11 protein-coding genes and 4 pseudogenes are annotated in these 19,926 nt (G+C 46.6%); 12 read left to right on the forward strand and 3 right to left on the reverse strand.

Features of this window, described 5'->3' with window-relative positions:
* Window positions 1-47 precede the first annotated feature (47 nt).
* The 12 genes and pseudogenes from Q3O06_RS11220 to Q3O06_RS10005 form a co-directional block, all read left to right on the forward strand.
* A pseudogene (locus tag Q3O06_RS11220) lies at window positions 48-1,502 on the forward strand (two-partner secretion domain-containing protein); the annotation flags it as partial.
* Window positions 1,503-1,955: 453 nt separating this feature from the next.
* Window positions 1,956-7,271, forward strand: a complete 5,316-nt coding sequence (locus tag Q3O06_RS11225) for a hemagglutinin repeat-containing protein (protein WP_441338294.1) — start codon at window positions 1,956-1,958, stop codon at window positions 7,269-7,271.
* Between the two features lie 23 nt (window positions 7,272-7,294).
* A complete protein-coding gene (locus Q3O06_RS09960) occupies window positions 7,295-7,681 on the forward strand; it encodes a hypothetical protein (RefSeq protein ID WP_170316285.1) in 387 nt (128 codons plus the stop codon).
* On the forward strand, window positions 7,675-7,851 hold the full coding sequence (locus Q3O06_RS09965) for a hypothetical protein (RefSeq protein WP_301818700.1): 177 nt from the start codon (window positions 7,675-7,677) through the stop codon (window positions 7,849-7,851). The genes Q3O06_RS09960 and Q3O06_RS09965 overlap by 7 nt, the downstream gene beginning before the upstream one ends.
* Before the next feature lie 49 nt (window positions 7,852-7,900).
* On the forward strand, window positions 7,901-8,392 hold the full coding sequence (locus tag Q3O06_RS09970; RefSeq protein ID WP_301818702.1) for a contact-dependent growth inhibition system immunity protein: 492 nt from the start codon (window positions 7,901-7,903) through the stop codon (window positions 8,390-8,392).
* Window positions 8,393-8,481: 89 nt separating this feature from the next.
* Window positions 8,482-10,725, forward strand: a pseudogene (locus tag Q3O06_RS09975) (hemagglutinin repeat-containing protein); the annotation flags it as partial.
* Window positions 10,726-10,876: 151 nt separating this feature from the next.
* The gene (locus Q3O06_RS09980; RefSeq protein WP_308446897.1) at window positions 10,877-11,185 is read left to right on the forward strand and encodes a hypothetical protein; all 309 of its coding nucleotides are present in this window, start codon (window positions 10,877-10,879) and stop codon (window positions 11,183-11,185) included.
* Between the two features lie 233 nt (window positions 11,186-11,418).
* Window positions 11,419-11,607: pseudogene (locus tag Q3O06_RS09985) on the forward strand (hemagglutinin repeat-containing protein); the annotation flags it as partial.
* A gap of 69 nt (window positions 11,608-11,676) precedes the next feature.
* On the forward strand, window positions 11,677-14,004 hold the full coding sequence (locus tag Q3O06_RS09990) for an EndoU domain-containing protein (protein WP_308446896.1): 2,328 nt from the start codon (window positions 11,677-11,679) through the stop codon (window positions 14,002-14,004).
* 26 nt (window positions 14,005-14,030) lie between these two features.
* Entirely contained in the window at window positions 14,031-14,450 is a 420-nt protein-coding gene (gene mafI, locus Q3O06_RS09995) for a protein MafI (protein ID WP_002254738.1), read from the forward strand.
* 140 nt (window positions 14,451-14,590) lie between these two features.
* On the forward strand, window positions 14,591-15,049 hold the full coding sequence (locus Q3O06_RS10000) for a protein-lysine palmitoyltransferase (RefSeq protein WP_301818705.1): 459 nt from the start codon (window positions 14,591-14,593) through the stop codon (window positions 15,047-15,049).
* 54 nt (window positions 15,050-15,103) lie between these two features.
* Window positions 15,104-16,891, forward strand: a complete 1,788-nt coding sequence (locus Q3O06_RS10005) for a ShlB/FhaC/HecB family hemolysin secretion/activation protein (RefSeq protein ID WP_301818706.1) — start codon at window positions 15,104-15,106, stop codon at window positions 16,889-16,891.
* 336 nt (window positions 16,892-17,227) lie between these two features.
* Here Q3O06_RS10005 and Q3O06_RS10010 read toward each other — a convergent pair.
* The 3 genes and pseudogenes from Q3O06_RS10010 to aph(3'')-Ib form a co-directional block, all read right to left on the reverse strand.
* Window positions 17,228-18,037: pseudogene (locus Q3O06_RS10010) on the reverse strand (HipA domain-containing protein); the annotation flags it as partial.
* Window positions 18,038-18,142: 105 nt separating this feature from the next.
* A complete protein-coding gene (locus Q3O06_RS10015; RefSeq protein WP_000480968.1) occupies window positions 18,143-18,979 on the reverse strand; it encodes an aminoglycoside O-phosphotransferase APH(6)-Id in 837 nt (278 codons plus the stop codon).
* Window positions 18,979-19,782, reverse strand: coding sequence for an aminoglycoside O-phosphotransferase APH(3'')-Ib (gene aph(3'')-Ib, locus Q3O06_RS10020; RefSeq protein WP_001082319.1), 804 nt, complete (start codon window positions 19,780-19,782; stop codon window positions 18,979-18,981). The genes Q3O06_RS10015 and aph(3'')-Ib overlap by 1 nt, the downstream gene beginning before the upstream one ends.
* Between the last annotated feature and the right edge of the window lie 144 nt (window positions 19,783-19,926).

The raw sequence follows: 19,926 nt of genomic DNA on the forward strand, positions 1-19,926 counted from the left end.
GTTTTACGGCGCATTCGGATAAAAATATTATTAAGAAAGCCCTTACTATGAACCGCACTCTGTACAAAGTTGTATTTAACAAACATCGAAACTGCATGATAGCCGTTGCTGAAAATGCCAAACGCGAGGGCAAAAACACAGCCGACACCCAAGCTGTAGGTATTTTGCCAAATGATATTGCGGGCTTTACGGGTTTTATCCATTCTATCTCTGTTATCTCATTCTCCCTTTCATTACTGCTCGGTTCTGCCCTTATCCTGACTTCTTCTTCTGCTAATGCCCAAGGTATCGTTGCCGACAAATCCGCACCTGCACAGCAACAGCCTACCATCCTGCAAACAGGTAACGGCATACCGCAAGTCAATATTCAAACCCCTACTTCGGCAGGGGTTTCTGTTAATCAATATGCCCAGTTTGATATAGGTAATCGCGGGGCGATTTTGAACAACAGTCGCAGCAACACCCAAACACAACTAGGCGGTTGGATTCAAGGCAATCCTTGGTTGGCAAGGGGCGAAGCACGTGTGGTTGTAAACCAAATCAACAGCAGCCATTCTTCACAACTGAATGGCTATATTGAAGTGGGCGGACGACGTGCAGAAGTCGTTATTGCCAATCCGGCAGGGATTGCAGTCAATGGTGGTGGTTTTATCAATGCTTCCCGTGCCACTTTGACGACAGGTGAGCCACAATATCAAACAGGCGCATTAACAGGCTTTCAGGTTCGTTCGGGTCATGTTGCGATCACGGGACAAGGTTTGGATGCCCGTGATACCGATTACACACGTATTCTCAGTTATCATTCCAAAATTGATGCACCCGTATGGGGACAAGATGTTCGTGTCGTCGCGGGACAAAACGATGTGGCCGCAACAGGTGATGCACATTCTCCTATTCTCAATAATGCTGCTGCCAATACGTCAAACAATACAGCCAACAACGGCACACATATCCCTTTATTTGCGATTGATACAGGCAAATTAGGAGGTATGTATGCCAACAAAATCACCTTGATCAGTACGGCCGAACAAGCAGGCATTCGTAATCAAGGGCAGTTGTTTGCTTCTTCCGGTAATGTGGCGATTGATGCAAATGGCCGTTTAGTCAATAGTGGCACGATGGCTGCCGCCAATGCAAAAGATACGGATAATACAGCGGAACACAAAGTCAATATCCGCAGTCAAGGCGTTGAAAACAGCGGTACGGTGGTATCGCAACAAGGCACTCAAATTCACAGTCAATCGATTCAAAACACTGGCACATTATTGTCCTCAGGCGAAATATTGATTCACAATTCGGGCAGCCTGAAAAATGAAACATCAGGCACCATTGAAGCCGCTCGTTTGGCTATTGACACCGACACACTTAATAATCAAGGCAAACTCTCTCAAACAGGTTCACAAAAACTCCATATTGATGCACAAGGCAAAATGGATAACCGTGGTCGCATGGGTTTGCCAGATACCACACCAACCGCGCCAAATGGTTCAAGCAATCAAATCGGCAATAGTTACAACGCATCTTCCCATTCATCCACTACCACACCAACAACGGCAACAGGTACGGGTACTGCAACCGTTTCTATATCAAACATAACTGCGCCTACCTTTGCTGATGGGACAATTCGCACTCATGGTGCACTGGATAATTCAGGCAGTATTATCGCCAATGGTCAAACAGATGTTAGTGCGCAACAAGGTTTAAATAATGCAGGACAAATAGACATTCATCAGTTAAATGCAAAAGGTTCGGCGTTTGACAATTACAATGGAACAATTATCAGTGATGCGGTTCACATTCAAGCCGGCAGCCTGAATAATCAAAACGGCAACATCACAACACGCCAACAGTTAGAGATTGAAACCGGTCAACTGAATAACGCTCATGGCAAGTTATTATCAGCAGAAATAGCGAATTTAGCCGTTTCAGGCAGCCTGAACAATCAAAATGGCGAAATAGCGACCAATCAACAACTGATTATTCACGATGGTCAGCAATCTACCGCTGTCATTGATAATACGAACGGCACGATACAATCAGGTCATGATGTTGCTATTCAGGCAAAATCGTTATCCAACAACGGCACACTTGCCGCTGATAATAAACTGGATATTGCGTTACAAGATGATTTTTATGTGGGACGCAAGATCGTCGCGGGCAATGAATTGTCGCTCAGTACACGAGGCAACCTGAGAAATTCACATACCTTGCAAGCAGGAAAACGCATTCGGATTAAAGCAAATAACCTTGATAATGTAGCACAAGGCAACATTCAATCCGGCGGTACGACAGACATAGGCACGCAGCACAATTTAACCAATAGAGGCTTGATTGACGGACAACAAACCAAAATCCAAGCCGGGCAAGTGAATAATATCGGTACAGGTCGGATTTATGGTGACAATATCGCTATTGCGGCTACCCGCTTAGACAATCAAGATGAAAACGGTACAGGTGCCGCCATTGCGGCACGCGAAAACCTGAATTTAGGCATTGGACAATTAAATAACCGTGAAAACAGTCTGATTTACAGCGGTAACGATATGGCGGTTGGCGGCGCATTAGATACCAATGGCCAAGCCACAGGCAAAGCCCAAAGCATACGCAATGCCAGCGCAACCATTGAAGCCGCCGGCAAAATGCGTTTAGGTGTAGAAAAGCTGCACAATACCAATGAGCATTTGAAAACGCAGTTGGTAGAAACAGGGCGCGAGCATATTGTTGATTACGAAGCATTTGGACGACACGAATTATTGCGGGAAGGCACACAACATGAATTAGGCTGGTCTGTCTATAACGATGAATCAGACCACTTACGCACCCCTGATGGAGCGGCGCATGAAAATTGGCATAAATACGATTATGAAAAAGTCACCCAAAAAACCCAAGTTACCCAAACTGCGCCAGCCAAAATCATTTCAGGTAATGATTTAACCATTGATGGTAAAGAAGTATTTAATACCGATAGCCAAATCATCGCCGGCGGCGATTTGCTTGTGCAAACAGAAAAAGACGGTTTGCATAACGAGCAAACCTTTGGCGAAAAGAAAGTATTCAGTGAAAATGGCAAATTACACAGCTATTGGCGTGAGAAACATAAAGGACGAGACTCAACGGGACATAGCGAACAAAATTACACTTTGCCGGAGGAAATCACACGCAACATTTCACTGGGTTCATTTGCCTATGAATCGCATCGCAAAGCATTAAGCCATCATGCGCCCAGCCAAGGCACTGAGTTGCCGCAAAGCAACGGTATTTCGCTACCCTATACGTCCAATTCTTTTACCCCATTACCCGGCAGCAGCTTATACATTATCAATCCTGTCAATAAAGGCTATCTTGTTGAAACCGATCCACGCTTTGCCAACTACCGTCAATGGTTGGGTAGTGACTATATGCTGGACAGCCTCAAACTAGACCCAAACAATTTACATAAACGTTTGGGTGATGGTTATTACGAGCAACGTTTAATCAATGAACAGATCGCAGAGCTGACAGGGCATCGTCGTTTAGACGGTTATCAAAACGACGAAGAACAATTTAAAGCCTTAATGGATAATGGCGCGACTGCGGCACGCTCCATGAATCTCAGCGTTGGCATTGCATTAAGTGCCGAGCAAGTAGCGCAACTGACCAGCGATATTGTTTGGTTGGTACAAAAAGAAGTTAAACTTCCTGATGGCGGCACACAAACCGTATTGGTGCCACAGGTTTATGTACGCGTTAAGAATGGCGACATAGACGGTAAAGGTGCATTGTTGTCAGGCAGCAATACACAAATCAATGTTTCAGGCAGCCTGAAAAACTCAGGCACGATTGCAGGGCGCAATGCGCTTATTATCAATACCGATACGCTAGACAATATCGGTGGGCGTATTCATGCGCAAAAATCAGCGGTTACGGCCACACAAGACATCAATAATATTGGCGGCATGCTTTCTGCCGAACAGACATTATTGCTCAACGCAGGCAACAACATCAACAGCCAAAGCACCGCCGCCAGCAGTCAAAATACACAAGGCAGCAGCACCTACCTAGACCGAATGGCAGGTATTTATATCACAGGCAAAGAAAAAGGTGTTTTAGCAGCGCAGGCAGGCAAAGACATCAACATCATTGCCGGTCAAATCAGCAATCAATCAGAGCAAGGGCAAACCCGGCTGCAAGCAGGGCGCGACATTAACCTAGATACGGTACAAACCAGCAAATATCAAGCAACCCATTTTGATGCCGATAACCATGTTATTCGCGGTTCAACGGACGAAGTCGGCAGCAGCATTCAAACAAAAGGCGATGTTACCCTATTGTCAGGGAATAACCTCAATGCCAAAGCTGCCGAAGTCAGCAGCGCAAACGGTACACTCGCTGTGTCTGCCAAAAATGACATCAACATCAGCGCAGGCATCAACACGGCCCATGTTGATGATGCGTCCAAACACACAGGCAGAAGCGGTGGTGGCAATAAATTAGTCATTACCGATAAAGCCCAAAGTCATCACGAAACCGCCCAAAGTAGCACCTTTGAAGGCAAGCAAGTTGTATTGCAGGCAGGAAACGATGCCAACATCCTTGGCAGCAATGTTATTTCCGATAATGGCACCCGGATTCAAGCAGGCAATCATGTTCGCATTGGTACAACCCAAACTCAAAGCCAAAGCGAAACCTATCATCAAACCCAGAAATCAGGATTGATGAGTGCAGGTATCGGCTTCACTATTGGCAGCAAGACAAACACACAAGAAAACCAATCCCAAAGCAACGAACATACAGGCAGTACCGTAGGCAGCTTGAAAGGCGATACCACCATTGTTGCAGGCAAACACTACGAACAAATCGGCAGTACCGTTTCCAGCCCGGAAGGCAACAATACCATCTATGCCCAAAGCATAGACATTCAAGCGGCACACAACAAATTAAACAGTAATACCACCCAAACCTATGAACAAAAAGGCTTAACGGTGGCATTCAGTTCGCCCGTTACTGATTTGGCACAACAAGCTATTGCCGTCGCACAAAGCAGCAAACAAGTCGGACAAAGCAAAAACGACCGCGTTAATGCCATGGCGGCTGCCAATGCAGGCTGGCAAGCCTATCAAACAGGTAAGAGTGCACAAAACTTAGCCAATGGTACAACCAATGCCAAACAAGTCAGCATCTCCATAACCTACGGCGAACAGCAAAACCGACAAACCACCCAAGTTCAAGCCAATCAAGCCCAAGCGAGTCAAATTCAAGCAGGTGGTAAAACCACATTAATCGCCACAGGAGCAGCAGAACAATCCAATATCAACATCGCAGGCTCAGATGTTGCCGGCAAAGCAGGCACAATCCTGATTGCCGATAACGACATCACACTCCAATCAGCCGAGCAAAGCAATACCGAACGCAGCCAAAACAAATCGGCAGGTTGGAACGCAGGTGCTGCCGTATCATTCGGACAAGGAGGCTGGTCATTAGGCGTTACCGCAGGCGGCAATGTCGGCAAAGGCTACGGCAATGGCGACAGCATCACCCACCGCCATAGCCATATTGGCGACAAAGGCAGCCAAACCCTTATCCAAAGCGGTGGCGGCACCACACTCAAAGGCGCGCAAGTACGCGGCAAAGGCGTACAAGTCAATGCCAAAAACCTAAGTATTCAAAGCGTACAAGATAGAGAAACTTATCAAAGCAAACAACAAAACGCCAGTGCACAAGTGACCGTAGGTTATGGCTTCAGTGCCAGTGGCGATTACAGCCAAAGCAAAATCCGAGCCGACCATGCTTCGGTAACCGAGCAAAGCGGTATTTATGCCGGAGAAGACGGCTATCAAATCAATGTGCAGAACCACACCGATTTGAAAGGCGGTTTGATTACTTCCACCCAAAAATCGGAAGACGATGGCAAAAACCGTTTTACAACGGGTACGCTCACCTTTGAAGACTTGGCGAATAAGTCGGAATATTCGGGCAGTTCGTTTGGCGTTGGTTTAAGCGGCTCAATGGGCGGCGGTGAGAGTATGCCCAAAGAAATTGGCGGACAAAAACTGATGACTTTGGGTAGCAATAAAACTTTTGACCTAACCGAACCTGATGGCACGCCGACTGGCGAAAGCAAAACCGTTGCTATGGGTTCACTGAAAACTCAAACAGGTATCGGACACGACAGTGAAAGCCAGCATTCAGTAACACATTCAGGCATTAACACCGCCAATATTGTGATTGCTGATGAGAATAAGCAAAAAGAACTCACAGGCAAAACTGCCGATGAAACAATCGGTGCAATCAAAACCGATGTAACTGTGGAAAACTACGCAGAGCATATAGGCAGCCTGAAAAATAACTTCGACAAAGAAAAAGTTTTGAAAGAACTGAACATTCAAGTCGAAGTTACCAAAGATTTCAGCGAAAACGCCAAAGCCACGATTGCCCAAGTTTATGAACCCAAGCAAGCGAAATTGCGAGAAGAAATCAAAGAATTGGAGAAGAAAAAAGACTTTTCTGACCCTAATTCAAAAGAATGGGAAATTTATCAGGCGGAACAAGATAAACTTTATGACAAAATTTATAACCTGCAATATCAAAAACGGATTTTGGAAACCGTTGTTGGTATTGTGGCGTTAGACCCTGATACGGCGATTACGCAGGGCTTATTGCAAGGCGTTGCTACAAAATTACGCCGAGAAACTTTGGATAATTCACGCAAATTTCCTGGCATTGTCGATAAAAACGGCAAAGTCTTATTAAGCAATGTTTCTTACGATAGCGATTACTTTGACGGCGTGAAGTTGGGCGGTGTTCGAGTTGATGTGCAAGCGATTTGTGGGGAAGATACTTCGGAGCGTTGCATTAAAAATCCTAATGGTACATATACATTTGTTGAAGACCAAAATAGGGAAAAAATCAAAACATTCAATGACGCAATGAAACCTGAAAAAAATCCTGCGGCTAAAGGTATGTATGGTGCTACTGGCGGCGTTCAGGGTTTAATGGGGACAATGATTGGCAACCCATACCCCAAAGGTTCTTTCTTTTGGGATACTGTTGTTGAAGGTTTTGGCGGCACTCACGATTTTATGGGCGGTCAAATGTGGGGCTTTTATCGTGGAAAAGACGCAGGCTATGAACAGGGTAATACCACTCTTGACCGAAGAACTACTAACAAAAAAGACGCAATAGGTTCATCAGTAACAGCCGCCGTCGCCATTCCTGTCGCCGCACCGTTTGCTATTGCTGATATAGTCGATCAGGATTTTATCCAAGCGATTATGAAAATTACTGGTCATTGATTATCTATATATTGGTGGTTGTTATGAAATGCTATATTAAAGTTGTCATTATTGTTTTTATAATGGTAATGACAACTTCTTGTAATCCTTGCTTTTTTGCAACTTCTTCTTGTGATTATTCTTTTAGAAAAAACTATCCTATAAATAGCGACGATGAATATTATGTTAAGAATAATACGAGCAAAGAAACAAGAATTGCGGATTTACGCTATTGTATTTCTTATGCATGTCCAGAAGTTTATCAAAAATATCAACTACCAGATGAAAATGGAGATTATAGGGAGATTATTCGTAGAAAATATAAAGATGATTATAAAAAGGGCTATAAGAATGCAGATGATGTCATGACATGCTACGGAAAGATTGGAGAATGCATGAAAAATAATAAAGGATATTCAACAAAATGGTAATAATGGGTTACGGCGTTTCAGGCAGTGCGAGTTATAGCAAGCCCAAAGTAAATGCGGATTATGCGTCTGTGAATGAGCAAAGCGGCATATTTGCGGGTGAAGATGGTTATCAAATCAACATCAAAGGACACACCGACCTCAAAGGCGGACTCATCTGCAACGTGTGGTAGAGTATGGCAAAAGTCAAAATATTACAGTCAAAATTACGGAGATCAAATAATGATTTTTAAACAGAATCAAAATTATTGGGCAGTTTTTGATGCTAATAAAGAAGCTCTGATTGTTCAAACATGTTCAGGTTTGGGGTTAACGGCAATAGACCACCTATATCCCCCCCATATCCTGCCATTGGATACCGACAATGAAACTTTAGGCACGACGGTCTTGCAAGCGTTGGCAAACAGCAGGACGTTAGACAACGAAGCTGAACGTATTGATTTTTTAAAACAGGAAAATTTTAAACCACGCTATGAGGATTGGGTTGCCAAGCTATGCGGGAACTTGGGCTATAAAACCAGACGCGCCCTATTTAAAAACATGATGAGTGTGGATATTTGGCTGCACAACGGCAGCCTGAAAATCAGCCCGAGCCGCCATGTCAAGCTGGAAGCGTGGGATGCCATTGATGCAGACGACGTAATTTTATCATTGGATAACAGTCCTGAAGAAATCGGAGCAGGTTTAAGGTTGGCATTGAGCCGCTGCCGATAATATTTGATAAAAGGTCGTCTGAAACAACAAAAATACGTTTTCAGACGGCTTTTCTTTCAACAAGCCACCACAGCAATCAGACAAAAGCAACCCACCGCCACACCCATATCGGCAGTACGGCTGGACAAACCACCATCCGAAGCGGCGGGGATACCACACTCAAAGGCGCGCAAGTACGCGGCAAAGGCGTACAAGTCAATGCCAAAAACCTAAGTATTCAAAGCGTACAAGATAGAGAAACTTATCAAAGTAAACAACAAAACGCCAGTGCACAAGTGACCGTAGGTTATGGCTTCAGTGACAGTGGCGATTACAGCCAAAGCAAAATCCGAGCCGACCATGCTTCGGTAACCGAGCAAAGCGGTATTTATGCCGGAGAAGACGGCTATCAAATCAAGGTCGGAAACCATACAGACCTCAAAGGCGGCATCATCACCAGCAGCCAAAGCGCAGAAGACAAAGGGAAAAACCTTTTTCAGACGGCCACCCTTACTGCCAGCGACATTCAAAACCACAGCCAATACAAAGGCGAAAGTTTTGGATTGGGCGCAAGTGCGTCCATAAGCGGCAAAACACTGGGACAGGGCGCACAAAATAAACCTCAAAACAAACACCTGACAAGCGTGGCCGATAAAAACGGCGCAAGTTCATCAGTGGGTTATGGCAGCGACAGCGACAGTCAAAGCAGCATCACGAAAAGCGGCATCAACACCCGCAACATACACATCACCGACGAAGCGGGACAACTTGCCCGAACAGGCAGGACTGCAAAAGAAACCGAAGCGCGTATCTACACCGGCATCGACACCGAAACTGCGGATCAACACACAGGCCGTCTGAAAAACAGCTTCGACAAAGACGCGGTCGCCAAAGAGATCAACCTGCAAAGGGAAGTAACGAAGGAGTTCGGCAGAAACGCCGCCCAAGCCGTAGCGGCCGTTGCCGACAAACTCGGCAATACCCAAAGTTACGAACGGTATCAGGAAGCCCGAACCCTGCTGGAGGCCGAACTGCAAAACATGGACAGCGAAGCCGAAAAAGCCGCCATCCGCGCATCCCTCGGCCAAGTAAACGCCTACCTTGCCGAAAACCAAAGCCGCTACGACACCTGGAAAGAAGGCGGCATAGGCAGGAGCATACTGCACGGGGCGGCAGGCGGACTGACGACCGGCAGCCTCGGCGGCATACTGGCCGGCGGCGGTACTTCCCTTGCTGCACCGTATTTGGACAAAGCGGCGGAAAACCTCGGCCCGGCGGGCAAAGCGGCGGTCAACGCACTGGGCGGGGCGGCCATCGGCTATGCGGCGGGCGGGAATGTCGGTACGGCGGCAGTAGGGGCGAATGTCGATTGGAACAATAGGCAGCTGCATCCGAAAGAAATGGCGTTGGCCGACAAATATGCCGAAGCCCTCAAGCGTGAAGTCGAAAAACGTGAAGGCAGAAAAATCAGCAGTCAAGAAGCGGCAATGAGAATCCGCAGGCAGATACTGCGTTGGGTGGACAAAGGTTCTCAAGACGGCTATACCGACCAAAGCGTCATATCCCTTATCGGAATGAAAGGCGAAGACAAAGCCTTGGGTTATACTTGGGACTACCGCAACTACGGCGCAAGAAATCCGCAAGCCTACAACGATCCGAAGCTGTTTGAGGAATACCGCCGACAGGACAAACCCGAATACCGCAACCTGACCTGGCTGCACAGCGGGACGAAAGACACCAAAATCAGGCAGGGAGAGCGGAAAAACGAAGAGTTTGCACTGAACGTTGCCGACGGACTGACGAGCCTTGTCAACCCCAATCCGAGGATAAAAGCCCCGATTCTTGCAGCCATCCGTAATCTGGGAAACATCAAGCCGACCGTTACCGGCAGCGATCCCTTATTGGCGGGTTCGGGGAATATCCGTATCCCTGCAAACGGCAATGTTGCGAAGGGGGACAGGATTCCGGGTGCGGCATTGGCAACGACGGAACATAAGTACAAAGGAGGGGCGCATTCGGAAACCAAAAAACCGACCAATGACGGTTTGGATTCGCATCATTGTCCTGCGAAAGATTGCTATAAAGGAGCCCCCATTAGTAGTGAACAAGGTCCTGCTATTAAGATGGATCCGAAGGATCATCGGCTTACTGAAAGTTATGGACGCTCTCCTTATGCTATCCAATATAGGGCTAAGCAAAAAGAGTTACTGGAACAAGGTAAATTGAAAGAGGCTATTGAAATGGATGTGAGGGATATCAGATCTAAGTTCGGATCCAAATATGATAAGGCAATCGAGGAGATGCTTGAGTATTCGGGAAAACTAGACCCAAATTCTTTTAAAACTAAAAAATAGGCAAAAAATTATGAAAATTTTTTATTTTAGTTCAAAAAAAATAGAAAATTGTGTAAACATTATCTCATCAAATCTGAATCGAAAACAAGTTCGTGCAATATTTAGTTCTGATGTACAAGAAATTTATAAGTCATCATACTCTCGGGTTCCTATGGATGTTTTTCCCGAATTGAATATCCATTGTTTTTATGATGATAAAAATCAGCTTGAAGCGATAGAGATATTTGAACCAAATAAGTTTTTTTTAGAAGATATTTCTTTTAATTGGCTTGGGAAAATTAATGATGAAATAATAAACTATCTTTATAAGAGTGGAATTAATGATTTTGAAATTGATGATTTGGGTATTAGGCTTCTTAATATTCCTGTTTCAACTATAATCAATTCAATAGGTAAAGTAGAATGTTGTTATTTAGATTTTTCAAATAGAGACACGAAATTTTATGTAAAACAAGTGTAGGTTTGAGGTCAAGACCCAATCTACGCTTACTCCGGTATCAGCGTCTCCATCATCTACGACGAACAAAAAATCCGCCATCTGACCAAGTAAACGCCTACCTTGCCGAAAACCAAAGCCGCGGCCACACCTGGAAAAAAGACGGCATAGCAAGCCGTAGCTCATGTGAAACCTAAACTCAATACGTAGGATGTGCGGAACGCACATATGTAGTTTTCAAGGTTTGAGCCAGGAGGCTGTCTGAAACAACAAATACGTTTCAGACAGCCTTTCTTTCAACAAGCCACCACAGCAATCAGACAAAAGCAACCCACCGCCACACCCATGTCGGCAGCACAACCGGTAAAACTACCATTCGAAGCGGCGGGGATACCACCCTCAAAGGTGCGCAGCTCATCGGCAAAGGCATACAGGCAGATACGCGCAACCTGCATATAGAAAGTGTTCAAGATACTGAAACCTATCAAAGCAAACAACAAAACGCCAGTGCACAAGTGACCGTAGGTTATGGCTTCAGTGCCAGTGGCGATTACAGTCAAAGCAAAATCCGAGCCGACCATGCTTCAGTAACCGAGCAAAGCGGTATTTATGCCGGAGAAGACGGCTATCAAATCAAGATCGGAAACCATACAGACCTCAAAGGCGGCATCATCACCAGCAGCCAAAGCGCAGAAGACAAGGGTAAAAACCGGTTTCAGACGGCCACCCTTACTACCAGCGACATTCAAAACCACAGCCAATACAAAGGCGAAAGTTTTGGATTGGGCGCAAGTGCGTCCATAAGCGGCAAAACACTGGGACAGGGAGCACAAAATAAACCTCAAAACAAACACCTGACAAGCGTGGCCGATAAAAACGGCGCAAGTTCATCAGTGGGTTATGGCAGCGACAGCGACAGTCAAAGCAGCATCACGAAAAGCGGCATCAACACCCGCAACATACACATCACCGACGAAGCGGGACAACTTGCCCGAACAGGCAGGACTGCAAAAGAAACCGAAGCGCGTATCTACACCGGCATCGACACCGAAACTGCGGATCAACACACAGGCCGTCTGAAAAACAGCTTCGACAAAGACGCGGTCGCCAAAGAGATCAACCTGCAAAGGGAAGTAACGAAGGAGTTCGGCAGAAACGCCGCCCAAGCCGTAGCGGCCGTTGCCGACAAACTCGGCAATACCCAAAGTTACGAACGGTATCAGGAAGCCCGAACCCTGCTGGAGGCCGAACTGCAAAACACGGACAGCGAAGCCGAAAAAGCCGCCATCCGCGCATCCCTCGGCCAAGTAAACGCCTATCTTGCCGAAAACCAAAGCCGCTACGACACCTGGAAAGAAGGCGGCATAGGCAGGAGCATACTGCACGGGGCGGCAGGCGGACTGACGACCGGCAGCCTCGGCGGCATACTGGCCGGCGGCGGCACTTCCCTTGCTGCACCGTATTTGGACAAAGCGGCGGAAAACCTCGGTACGGCGGGCAAAGCGGCGGTCAACGTACTGGGCGGGGCGGCCATCGGCTATGCGGCGGGTGGGAATGTCGGTACGGCAGCAGTAGGGGCGAATGTCGATTGGAACAATAGGCAGCTGCACGACAGCGAGATCAGAAAAATTAAAGATAATGCCGCTAAATTTGCCAAACTCCATCCCGGCATTTCCCAACGGCAGGCAGAAGAGCGGCTGGTGGCACAAGCTATGCGTCAGGTCGATGCGGCTTATTATGCCAAACATGCCGACACCGACACGGCGGCGGAACAATTCCTGCGCAGCATAGCGGGAAGTTTCAAAGCCGACGGGGAAACGTTCCTGGATTTTGCCCCAATGAAGTATTACAGAGACAGCGGTAAATTTGCCGAACAGCAGGGCTATAGGGAAACGAGGGAGCAGTTGAAAAGAAATGCGGTTTCAAGTTATACGGAGAGAAGCCGGCAGATTCGGAACAAAACTTTTGATACTGCTACAGCAGGAATAGGTAAAGGCATAGCCAACCTGCCGTCGTCCTATATAAATGGCTTCATCGGTCTATATAACGGCACTATCGGCAAACCGGTCGGTAAGGAAGCACCATATGTCCCATTGATCATGGAATACGACAACCCTGTCGAAGAAGAGGTAGGTGCTTGGGCTACTGACAAATTTGACAGAGCGGCGGGTATACTGACCGGTATTAAGGCCGGTGCTGTCTCATCAGGAAGGGGGGCATGGAATAAAAACGGCAAAACCAGTGCCGGGCAAAAGACCGGGGAGATGTCCGTCCTCGACGGGGAGATGGCGGGGGGGAATAAGCCAAGGAAACAAACAAATAATATTGAATACGGGGGCGGCAATAGGTTGGCAACTCGTGAACTTGTGAATAGAAATATTCAGGAAACGAGAAGAAGGAGTCAGAGTAGTCAGTTTAAAGCCCATGCGCAACGAGAATGGGAAAATAAAACAGGGTTAGATTTTAATCATTTTATAGGTGGTGATATCAATAAGAAAGGCACAGTAACAGGAGGGCATAGTCTAACCCGTGGTGATGTACGGGTGATACAACAAACCTCGGCACCTGATAAACATGGGGTTTATCAAGCGACAGTGGAAATTAAAAAGCCTGATGGAAGTTGGGAAATGAAAAAAGGAAGGAGTGGAAAGCCTATGACAAATCATTCTATGTTCCCAAAATATTGGGACGAGGCTAGAATTAGGGCTGAAGTTACCTCAGCTTGGGAGAGAAGAAAGGAATTAGAAGGTCAAAAATGGAGAGGTACAAGTAAATCTGGTGTTGAAATAGAAGGATTTACGGAACCTAATCGAACGGCTTATCCACTTTATGATAATAAATGAAGTATTGATTAAAAAGGTATTTTTAAATGTATAAAATAAAATGTTTTTATGATCAGTTTAGTTCTGGTGAATTATTTAACTACTGCCAGTTTTTAGATAATTCTTCTAATCAAAAGATAAATACACGAGGAACAGTGTATCAATATATTATTTATGTTTTAACAGGAGACCTTTATCTACAAAAAGACATAGATGAAAATTTAGAATTTATCCATCAAGCAGAAAATAATCCCAATGAAGTTTATTCAGGAGGTGGACAAGGTTTTTGCTGGGATATTTCTGCTGAAAAAGTAGTTTTCTATAACAACGAATTTGATGAAGAAGACGGCTGGCCTGATTTAAGCTGTTCGCTGCATACTTTTAAAACTGCTTTAATTGCTTGGAATGCTTTTTTGCAATTGCCTAAAAGTATTCATTCGGTGGTGGAAACCGTGATTGAGGAATAAGCATAATGGCTTAATGAATAGAATCAGAAAGTATACGTGGGTGCTCGCACTCACGCGTTCTCTTTTTCGCTGTTAATCCGCTTTCAAGCAGCCTTAAAACCACTTACACTTACCTTTTTTGTTTTACCCCCCTCTAAACTATGCCCACCATCTCAACCCTAAACATCCTTTCACCCAAGCTCTATCCCAGTGAGCCATATAACGAAAGCGAAGCACTCGGTGCCATCACTTGGCTATGGTATCAGTCGCCTACGCATCGCCAAGTACCTATTGTGGAGATGATGACGTATATATTGCCTGTGTTAAAAAACGGGCAGTTCGCTTTGTTTTGCAAGGGTACCCAACCAATCGGTTATATCTCATGGGCTTATTTTGATGAAGTGGCGCAGGTGCATTATTTAGAATCTGACCGCCATTTGCGCGACAACAGCGATTGGAACTGTGGCGACAATATTTGGCTGATTCAATGGTTTGCGCCATTGGGACACAGTCATCAAATGCGCTCAGCTGTGCGCCAGTTATTTCCTAGTAGGACACTACGCGCCTTGTATCATAAAGGGAGCGATAAGGGTTTGAGAATTTTAACTTTTAAAACTTGATGCAATCGTGTATTGAATGCCCATTGATGATTTTATTGATTTTGCGACCATGCCATGAAACTTCCTTTATCCTATTTGCCTAATATTCGCTTTTTGTCTTGGTGCTGCTTATCGGCAGGTATCATCGCTCCTACTACTTTGTTGGCCTCCCCCAACCCTGCCGAAATCCGTATGCAGCAAGATATTCAGCAACGCCAACGCGAAGAGCAGTTGCGCCAAACCATGCAGCCTGAAAGCGATGTGCGTTTGCATCAAAAAAACACGGGGGAAACGGTTAATCAGTTGATGGGCGATGACAGCAGCCAACCGTGTTTTGCCATTAACGAAGTGGTGTTGGAAGGCGAACACCATGCTCGGTTTCAGTTTGCCCTAAAACGTGCCTTGCGCGAAACGGGTTTTCAGGCTGGCAAGTGTTTGCATGCGGGCGACATTAATCAAATCATGTCCTTAGCACAAAATGCTTTGATCGGCAGGGGATATACCACGACCCGTATCTTGGCTGCGCCACAGGATTTGAATAGTGGCAAGCTTCAATTAACCCTGATACCGGGCTATCTACGCTCCATACGAATCGATCGGTCTAACGATGATCAAACCCATGCAGGACGTATTGCAGCATTCCAGAACAAATTTCCCACCCGCTCGAACGATCTGTTGAATCTGCGTGATTTGGAACAAGGACTGGAAAATCTCAAACGTCTCCCGACTACGGAAGCCGATCTCCAAATCGTTCCCGTAGAGGGAGAACCAAACCAAAGTGATGTCGTGGTGCAATGGCGGCAACGTCTGCTGCCCTACCGTGTGAGTGTGGGGATGGATAATTCGGGTAGTGAGGCGACAGGAAAATACCAAGGAAATATCACTTTCTCTGCCGACAATCCTTTTGGACTGAGTGATATGTTCTATGTAAATTATGGACGTTCAATTGGCGGTACGCCCGATGAGGAAAGTTTTGACGGCCATCGCAAAGAAGGCGGATCAAACAATTACGCCGTACATTATTCAGCCCCTTTCGGTAAATGGACATGGGCATTCAATCACAATGGCTACCGTTACCATCAGGCGGTTTCCGGATTATCGGAAGTCTATGACTATAATGGAAAAAGTTACAATACTGATTTCGGCTTCAACCGCCTGTTGTATCGTGATGCCAAACGCAAAACCTATCTCAGTGTAAAACTATGGACGAGGGAAACAAAAAGTTACATTGATGATGCCGAACTGACTGTACAACGGCGTAAAACTGCGGGTTGGTTGGCAGAACTTTCCCACAAAGAATATATCGGCCGCAGTACGGCAGATTTTAAGTTGAAATATAAACGCGGCACCGGCATGAAAGATGCTCTGCGCGCGCCTGAAGAAGCCTTTGGCGAAGGCACGTCACGTATGAAAATTTGGACGGCATCGGCTGATGTAAATACTCCTTTTCAAATCGGTAAACAGCTATTTGCCTATGACACATCCGTTCATGCACAATGGAACAAAACCCCGCTAACATCGCAAGACAAACTGGCTATCGGCGGACACCACACCGTACGTGGCTTCGACGGTGAGATGAGTTTGTCTGCCGAGCGGGGATGGTATTGGCGCAACGATTTGAGCTGGCAATTTAAACCAGGCCATCAGCTTTATCTTGGGGCTGATGTAGGACATGTTTCAGGACAATCCGCCAAATGGTTATTGGGCCAAACTTTAGCCGGCACAGCAATTGGGATACGCGGGCAGATAAAGCTTGGCGGCAACCTGCATTACGATATATTTACCGGCCGTGCATTGAAAAAGCCCGAATTTTTCCAATCAAGGAAATGGGCAAGCGGTTTTCAGGTAGGCTATACGTTTTAAAACGGCATAGTCAAATCAACGGTAACTATAGATATAGCTTTTCATAATAAAATACCTATCATGATTATGGTAAGAGATGGCTGTGTTTTGATATTAGATTGACACAGGAATTTAAGAAGGAATCATGAAATACATGATTCCTTCTCGTTTGCCTACATTAAACATATAGGCTGCCAACTCAATCAATAGAATGATTTACCAGTTTTCCAATCTTCCTAGTATATCTCCTACCGAATACGATTCTTCTAATTTCTCGGTTTCAAACACCATAAGATGAAGTGATTTTCAGGGTAAAAGTCGACCGGCCATCTCTGACAGCCGGTTCAAACCTGGCAGCTACCGGAATGTAAACGGTAGACCTTCTTCATTTTCATCCGGGATAAAATGCCACTTCTGCGCCAACCATTCATTCTCACGCAATACATCCGAGTATTTAACAAGAACCTGTTCTTTCGCTTGAACGATTGTATCTATCATAAAGGATGCATCTTCTCTTCCCAAATCGCAATATTTCTCAGCAAAATCCAACAATGTATTCTTGGAAGGATATGTTTTCTTACCGTGGTTAGTCAGGTTTAATGCCAGCGTATCGTCATAAGCATCAAAAATTCCTTGTGTTCCAACCCTGTATATTGATGTATCCAATACATCATAGGCAGGTGCAAGACGTACATCGTATTCGTCATGATAGAGTACTGAAAAATTTTTGAGGTGTGCATCGCCGTTTTTCAATATGCAACTGGCGGCAAGCTGGTTAAAGAAATGGATTAAATCTTCATCGGGTCTGCCGGATATCTGTCGAATAATCTGTGCAATAGCCGCATAACTGCCTCTATATTTATCTTCTACCGAATACTGGCGCAGACTGGTAAAGTCTTCCATCCCTAAAAAATAACCCTGTTCACTGACATCAAACCGACGTACCAATAAGACTGATGAATCTTCCGACAGGCTGGTCTGTGCAACGGCAATGCCGGCTTGTTTGATGGTCTGCATGCACAAAAATTCATTGGCCGCCAAGCAAGGATATTCGGATGCATCAAAACCTTTGGCAATATATGAGACAGTTTGCTTGGTATTTCTGCTGATGGCATCTAAAGACATCTTCTGCTGTATCCCGGATACGCTAACGAAACGGCCGTGATGGGGTCGTTTGCGGGAGAGGGCGAAATCCTACGCTAAGGCTTTGGCCAACGATATTCTCCGGTAAGATTGATGTGTTCCCAGGGGATAGGAGAAGTCGCTTGATATCTAGTATGACGTCTGTCGCACCTGCTTGATCGCGGCCGCGATAGCTAGATCGCGTTGCTCCTCTTCTCCATCCGCGTTCCAAGCTGCGGAAAGGCACCCATAAGCGTACGCCTGGTCGAGCAGGCGACGCGGATCGACGTCCAGCGCACGAGAGAATGCGTCCGCCATCTGTGCAATGCGTCTAGGATCGAGACAAAGGTCGTCTCTGTCAGCCGGATCGTAGAACATATTGGCGGCGCCAAAGCCCACTTCACCGACCAGACCGACGGGATCTATCACCAGCCAGCCGCGACTGGAGAACATGATGTTTTCATGATGCAGATCGCCATGTAGCCCACGCAGTTCCGAGGCATTGCTCATCATTTGATCGGCTATAATCGCCGCGTGGACGTAGTCAGTTTGACAACCTGCGTTTTGATCATCGCGCGCCCGCTGAAACAAAGCTGCAAAGCGATCCCGGATCGGGAGAAGGGCAGAAGGCAGGGGTTCCTCAGATGCGGCATACAGCTTCGCCATTAGTTCCGCTGCAATTTCGGTCGCCTGGTAGTCGCCGTGCTCGGCAACGATGTGAGAGAGCATTCGCTCCCCGGCATATTCGAGCAACATCAGATTGTTCTCACGACCGAGCAACCGGACTGCTCCCCTCCCATTGCGCCATACCAGATAGTCGGCCCCGCGCAGTTCATCAGCAATGTCTTCTATAGGTTTCAATCCCTTGACGATTGCAGGAGTCCCGTCTGGCAATGAAACTTTCCAAACGAGGCTGGAAAAGGTGTCCGCAATGAGAACAGGTTGCGAAACGTGCCAATGAGCAGGAAAAACAGGCGGCATGAACATCAACCCCAAGTCAGAGGGTCCAATCGCAGATAGAAGGCAAGGCGTTCGCGGTCGGGGGCTTCGATCCCCAATACATTGAATAGGACAGCGAAGGCGCGCTCTGCTTCATCTGGCGCTGCCCAGTTCTCTTCGGCGTTAGCAATCATGAGTGCCAAATCGGCATAGCGATCTGCTGTTCCGAGCCGCCCAAGGTCGATCAGACCCGTGCATTGAAGAGTTTTAGGGTCCACCATGAAGTTCGGCATGCAGGGATCACCATGGCAAACAACCATATCGGTGCGCTCTTGGTCGAGCCGCACCGGTAGCTCTCGTTCGACACGAGCCAAAAGATCGAGCTGCGGCGTACTCTTGTCCTCGTCCGGTAAGAAGTCGGGATTGACGGCATTGCGGGACACCACATCAACGGCGCGTCCGAACATTCGCGACAGCCTGCGCTCAAACGGACATTGATCAACCGATAGGCTGTGAACAGCGCCAAGTTGCTGCCCCATTGACGGCCACGCTTTGAGCAAATCCGCTCCAGACAGATCAGCCGCCGGTACTCCCGGAATTGCCGTTATCACCAAGCATGCACCCTCCTGTTCCTCCTGCCAGTTGATCACCTCGGGGCAAGCCACACCTCGACCTTTGAGCCAAATGAGGCGGTCACGCTCTCCAGCGAGCTCACCGCGGCGGGAAGCAGGTGCGATTTTCGCGAAGGCATGCCCGTCACCACGTCGAAAAACAAAATCACCAGATTCTCCGCCTCTGACAGGCAACCAGTCAGAATGCGATTCACCAAAAAAAATATTAGTTCGATTCAATGGAGGTTCCTTCAGTTTTCTGATGAAGCGCGGAGGTGGCTCAACCCTGATGAATCCCCTAATGATTTTGGTAAAAATCATTAAGTTAAGGTGGATACACATCTTGTCATATGATCAAATGGTTTCGCGAAAAATCAATAATCA

The sequence above is a fragment of the Neisseria maigaei genome (assembly GCF_958267405.1).
GTDB lineage: Bacteria > Pseudomonadota > Gammaproteobacteria > Burkholderiales > Neisseriaceae > Neisseria > Neisseria bergeri.

Coding starts and splice junctions, on each gene's coding strand:
- Q3O06_RS09960 (WP_170316285.1), top strand. CDS start 7,295: ATGAAATGCTATATTAAAGTTGTCATTATTGTTTTTATAATGGTAATG.
- mafI (WP_002254738.1), top strand. CDS start 14,031: ATGTATAAAATAAAATGTTTTTATGATCAGTTTAGTTCTGGTGAATTA.
- Q3O06_RS10015 (WP_000480968.1), bottom strand. CDS start 18,979: ATGTTCATGCCGCCTGTTTTTCCTGCTCATTGGCACGTTTCGCAACCT.
- Q3O06_RS09970 (WP_301818702.1), top strand. CDS start 7,901: ATGATTTTTAAACAGAATCAAAATTATTGGGCAGTTTTTGATGCTAAT.
- Q3O06_RS09965 (WP_301818700.1), top strand. CDS start 7,675: ATGGTAATAATGGGTTACGGCGTTTCAGGCAGTGCGAGTTATAGCAAG.
- Q3O06_RS10005 (WP_301818706.1), top strand. CDS start 15,104: ATGAAACTTCCTTTATCCTATTTGCCTAATATTCGCTTTTTGTCTTGG.
- Q3O06_RS09980 (WP_308446897.1), top strand. CDS start 10,877: ATGGATGTTTTTCCCGAATTGAATATCCATTGTTTTTATGATGATAAA.
- Q3O06_RS10000 (WP_301818705.1), top strand. CDS start 14,591: ATGCCCACCATCTCAACCCTAAACATCCTTTCACCCAAGCTCTATCCC.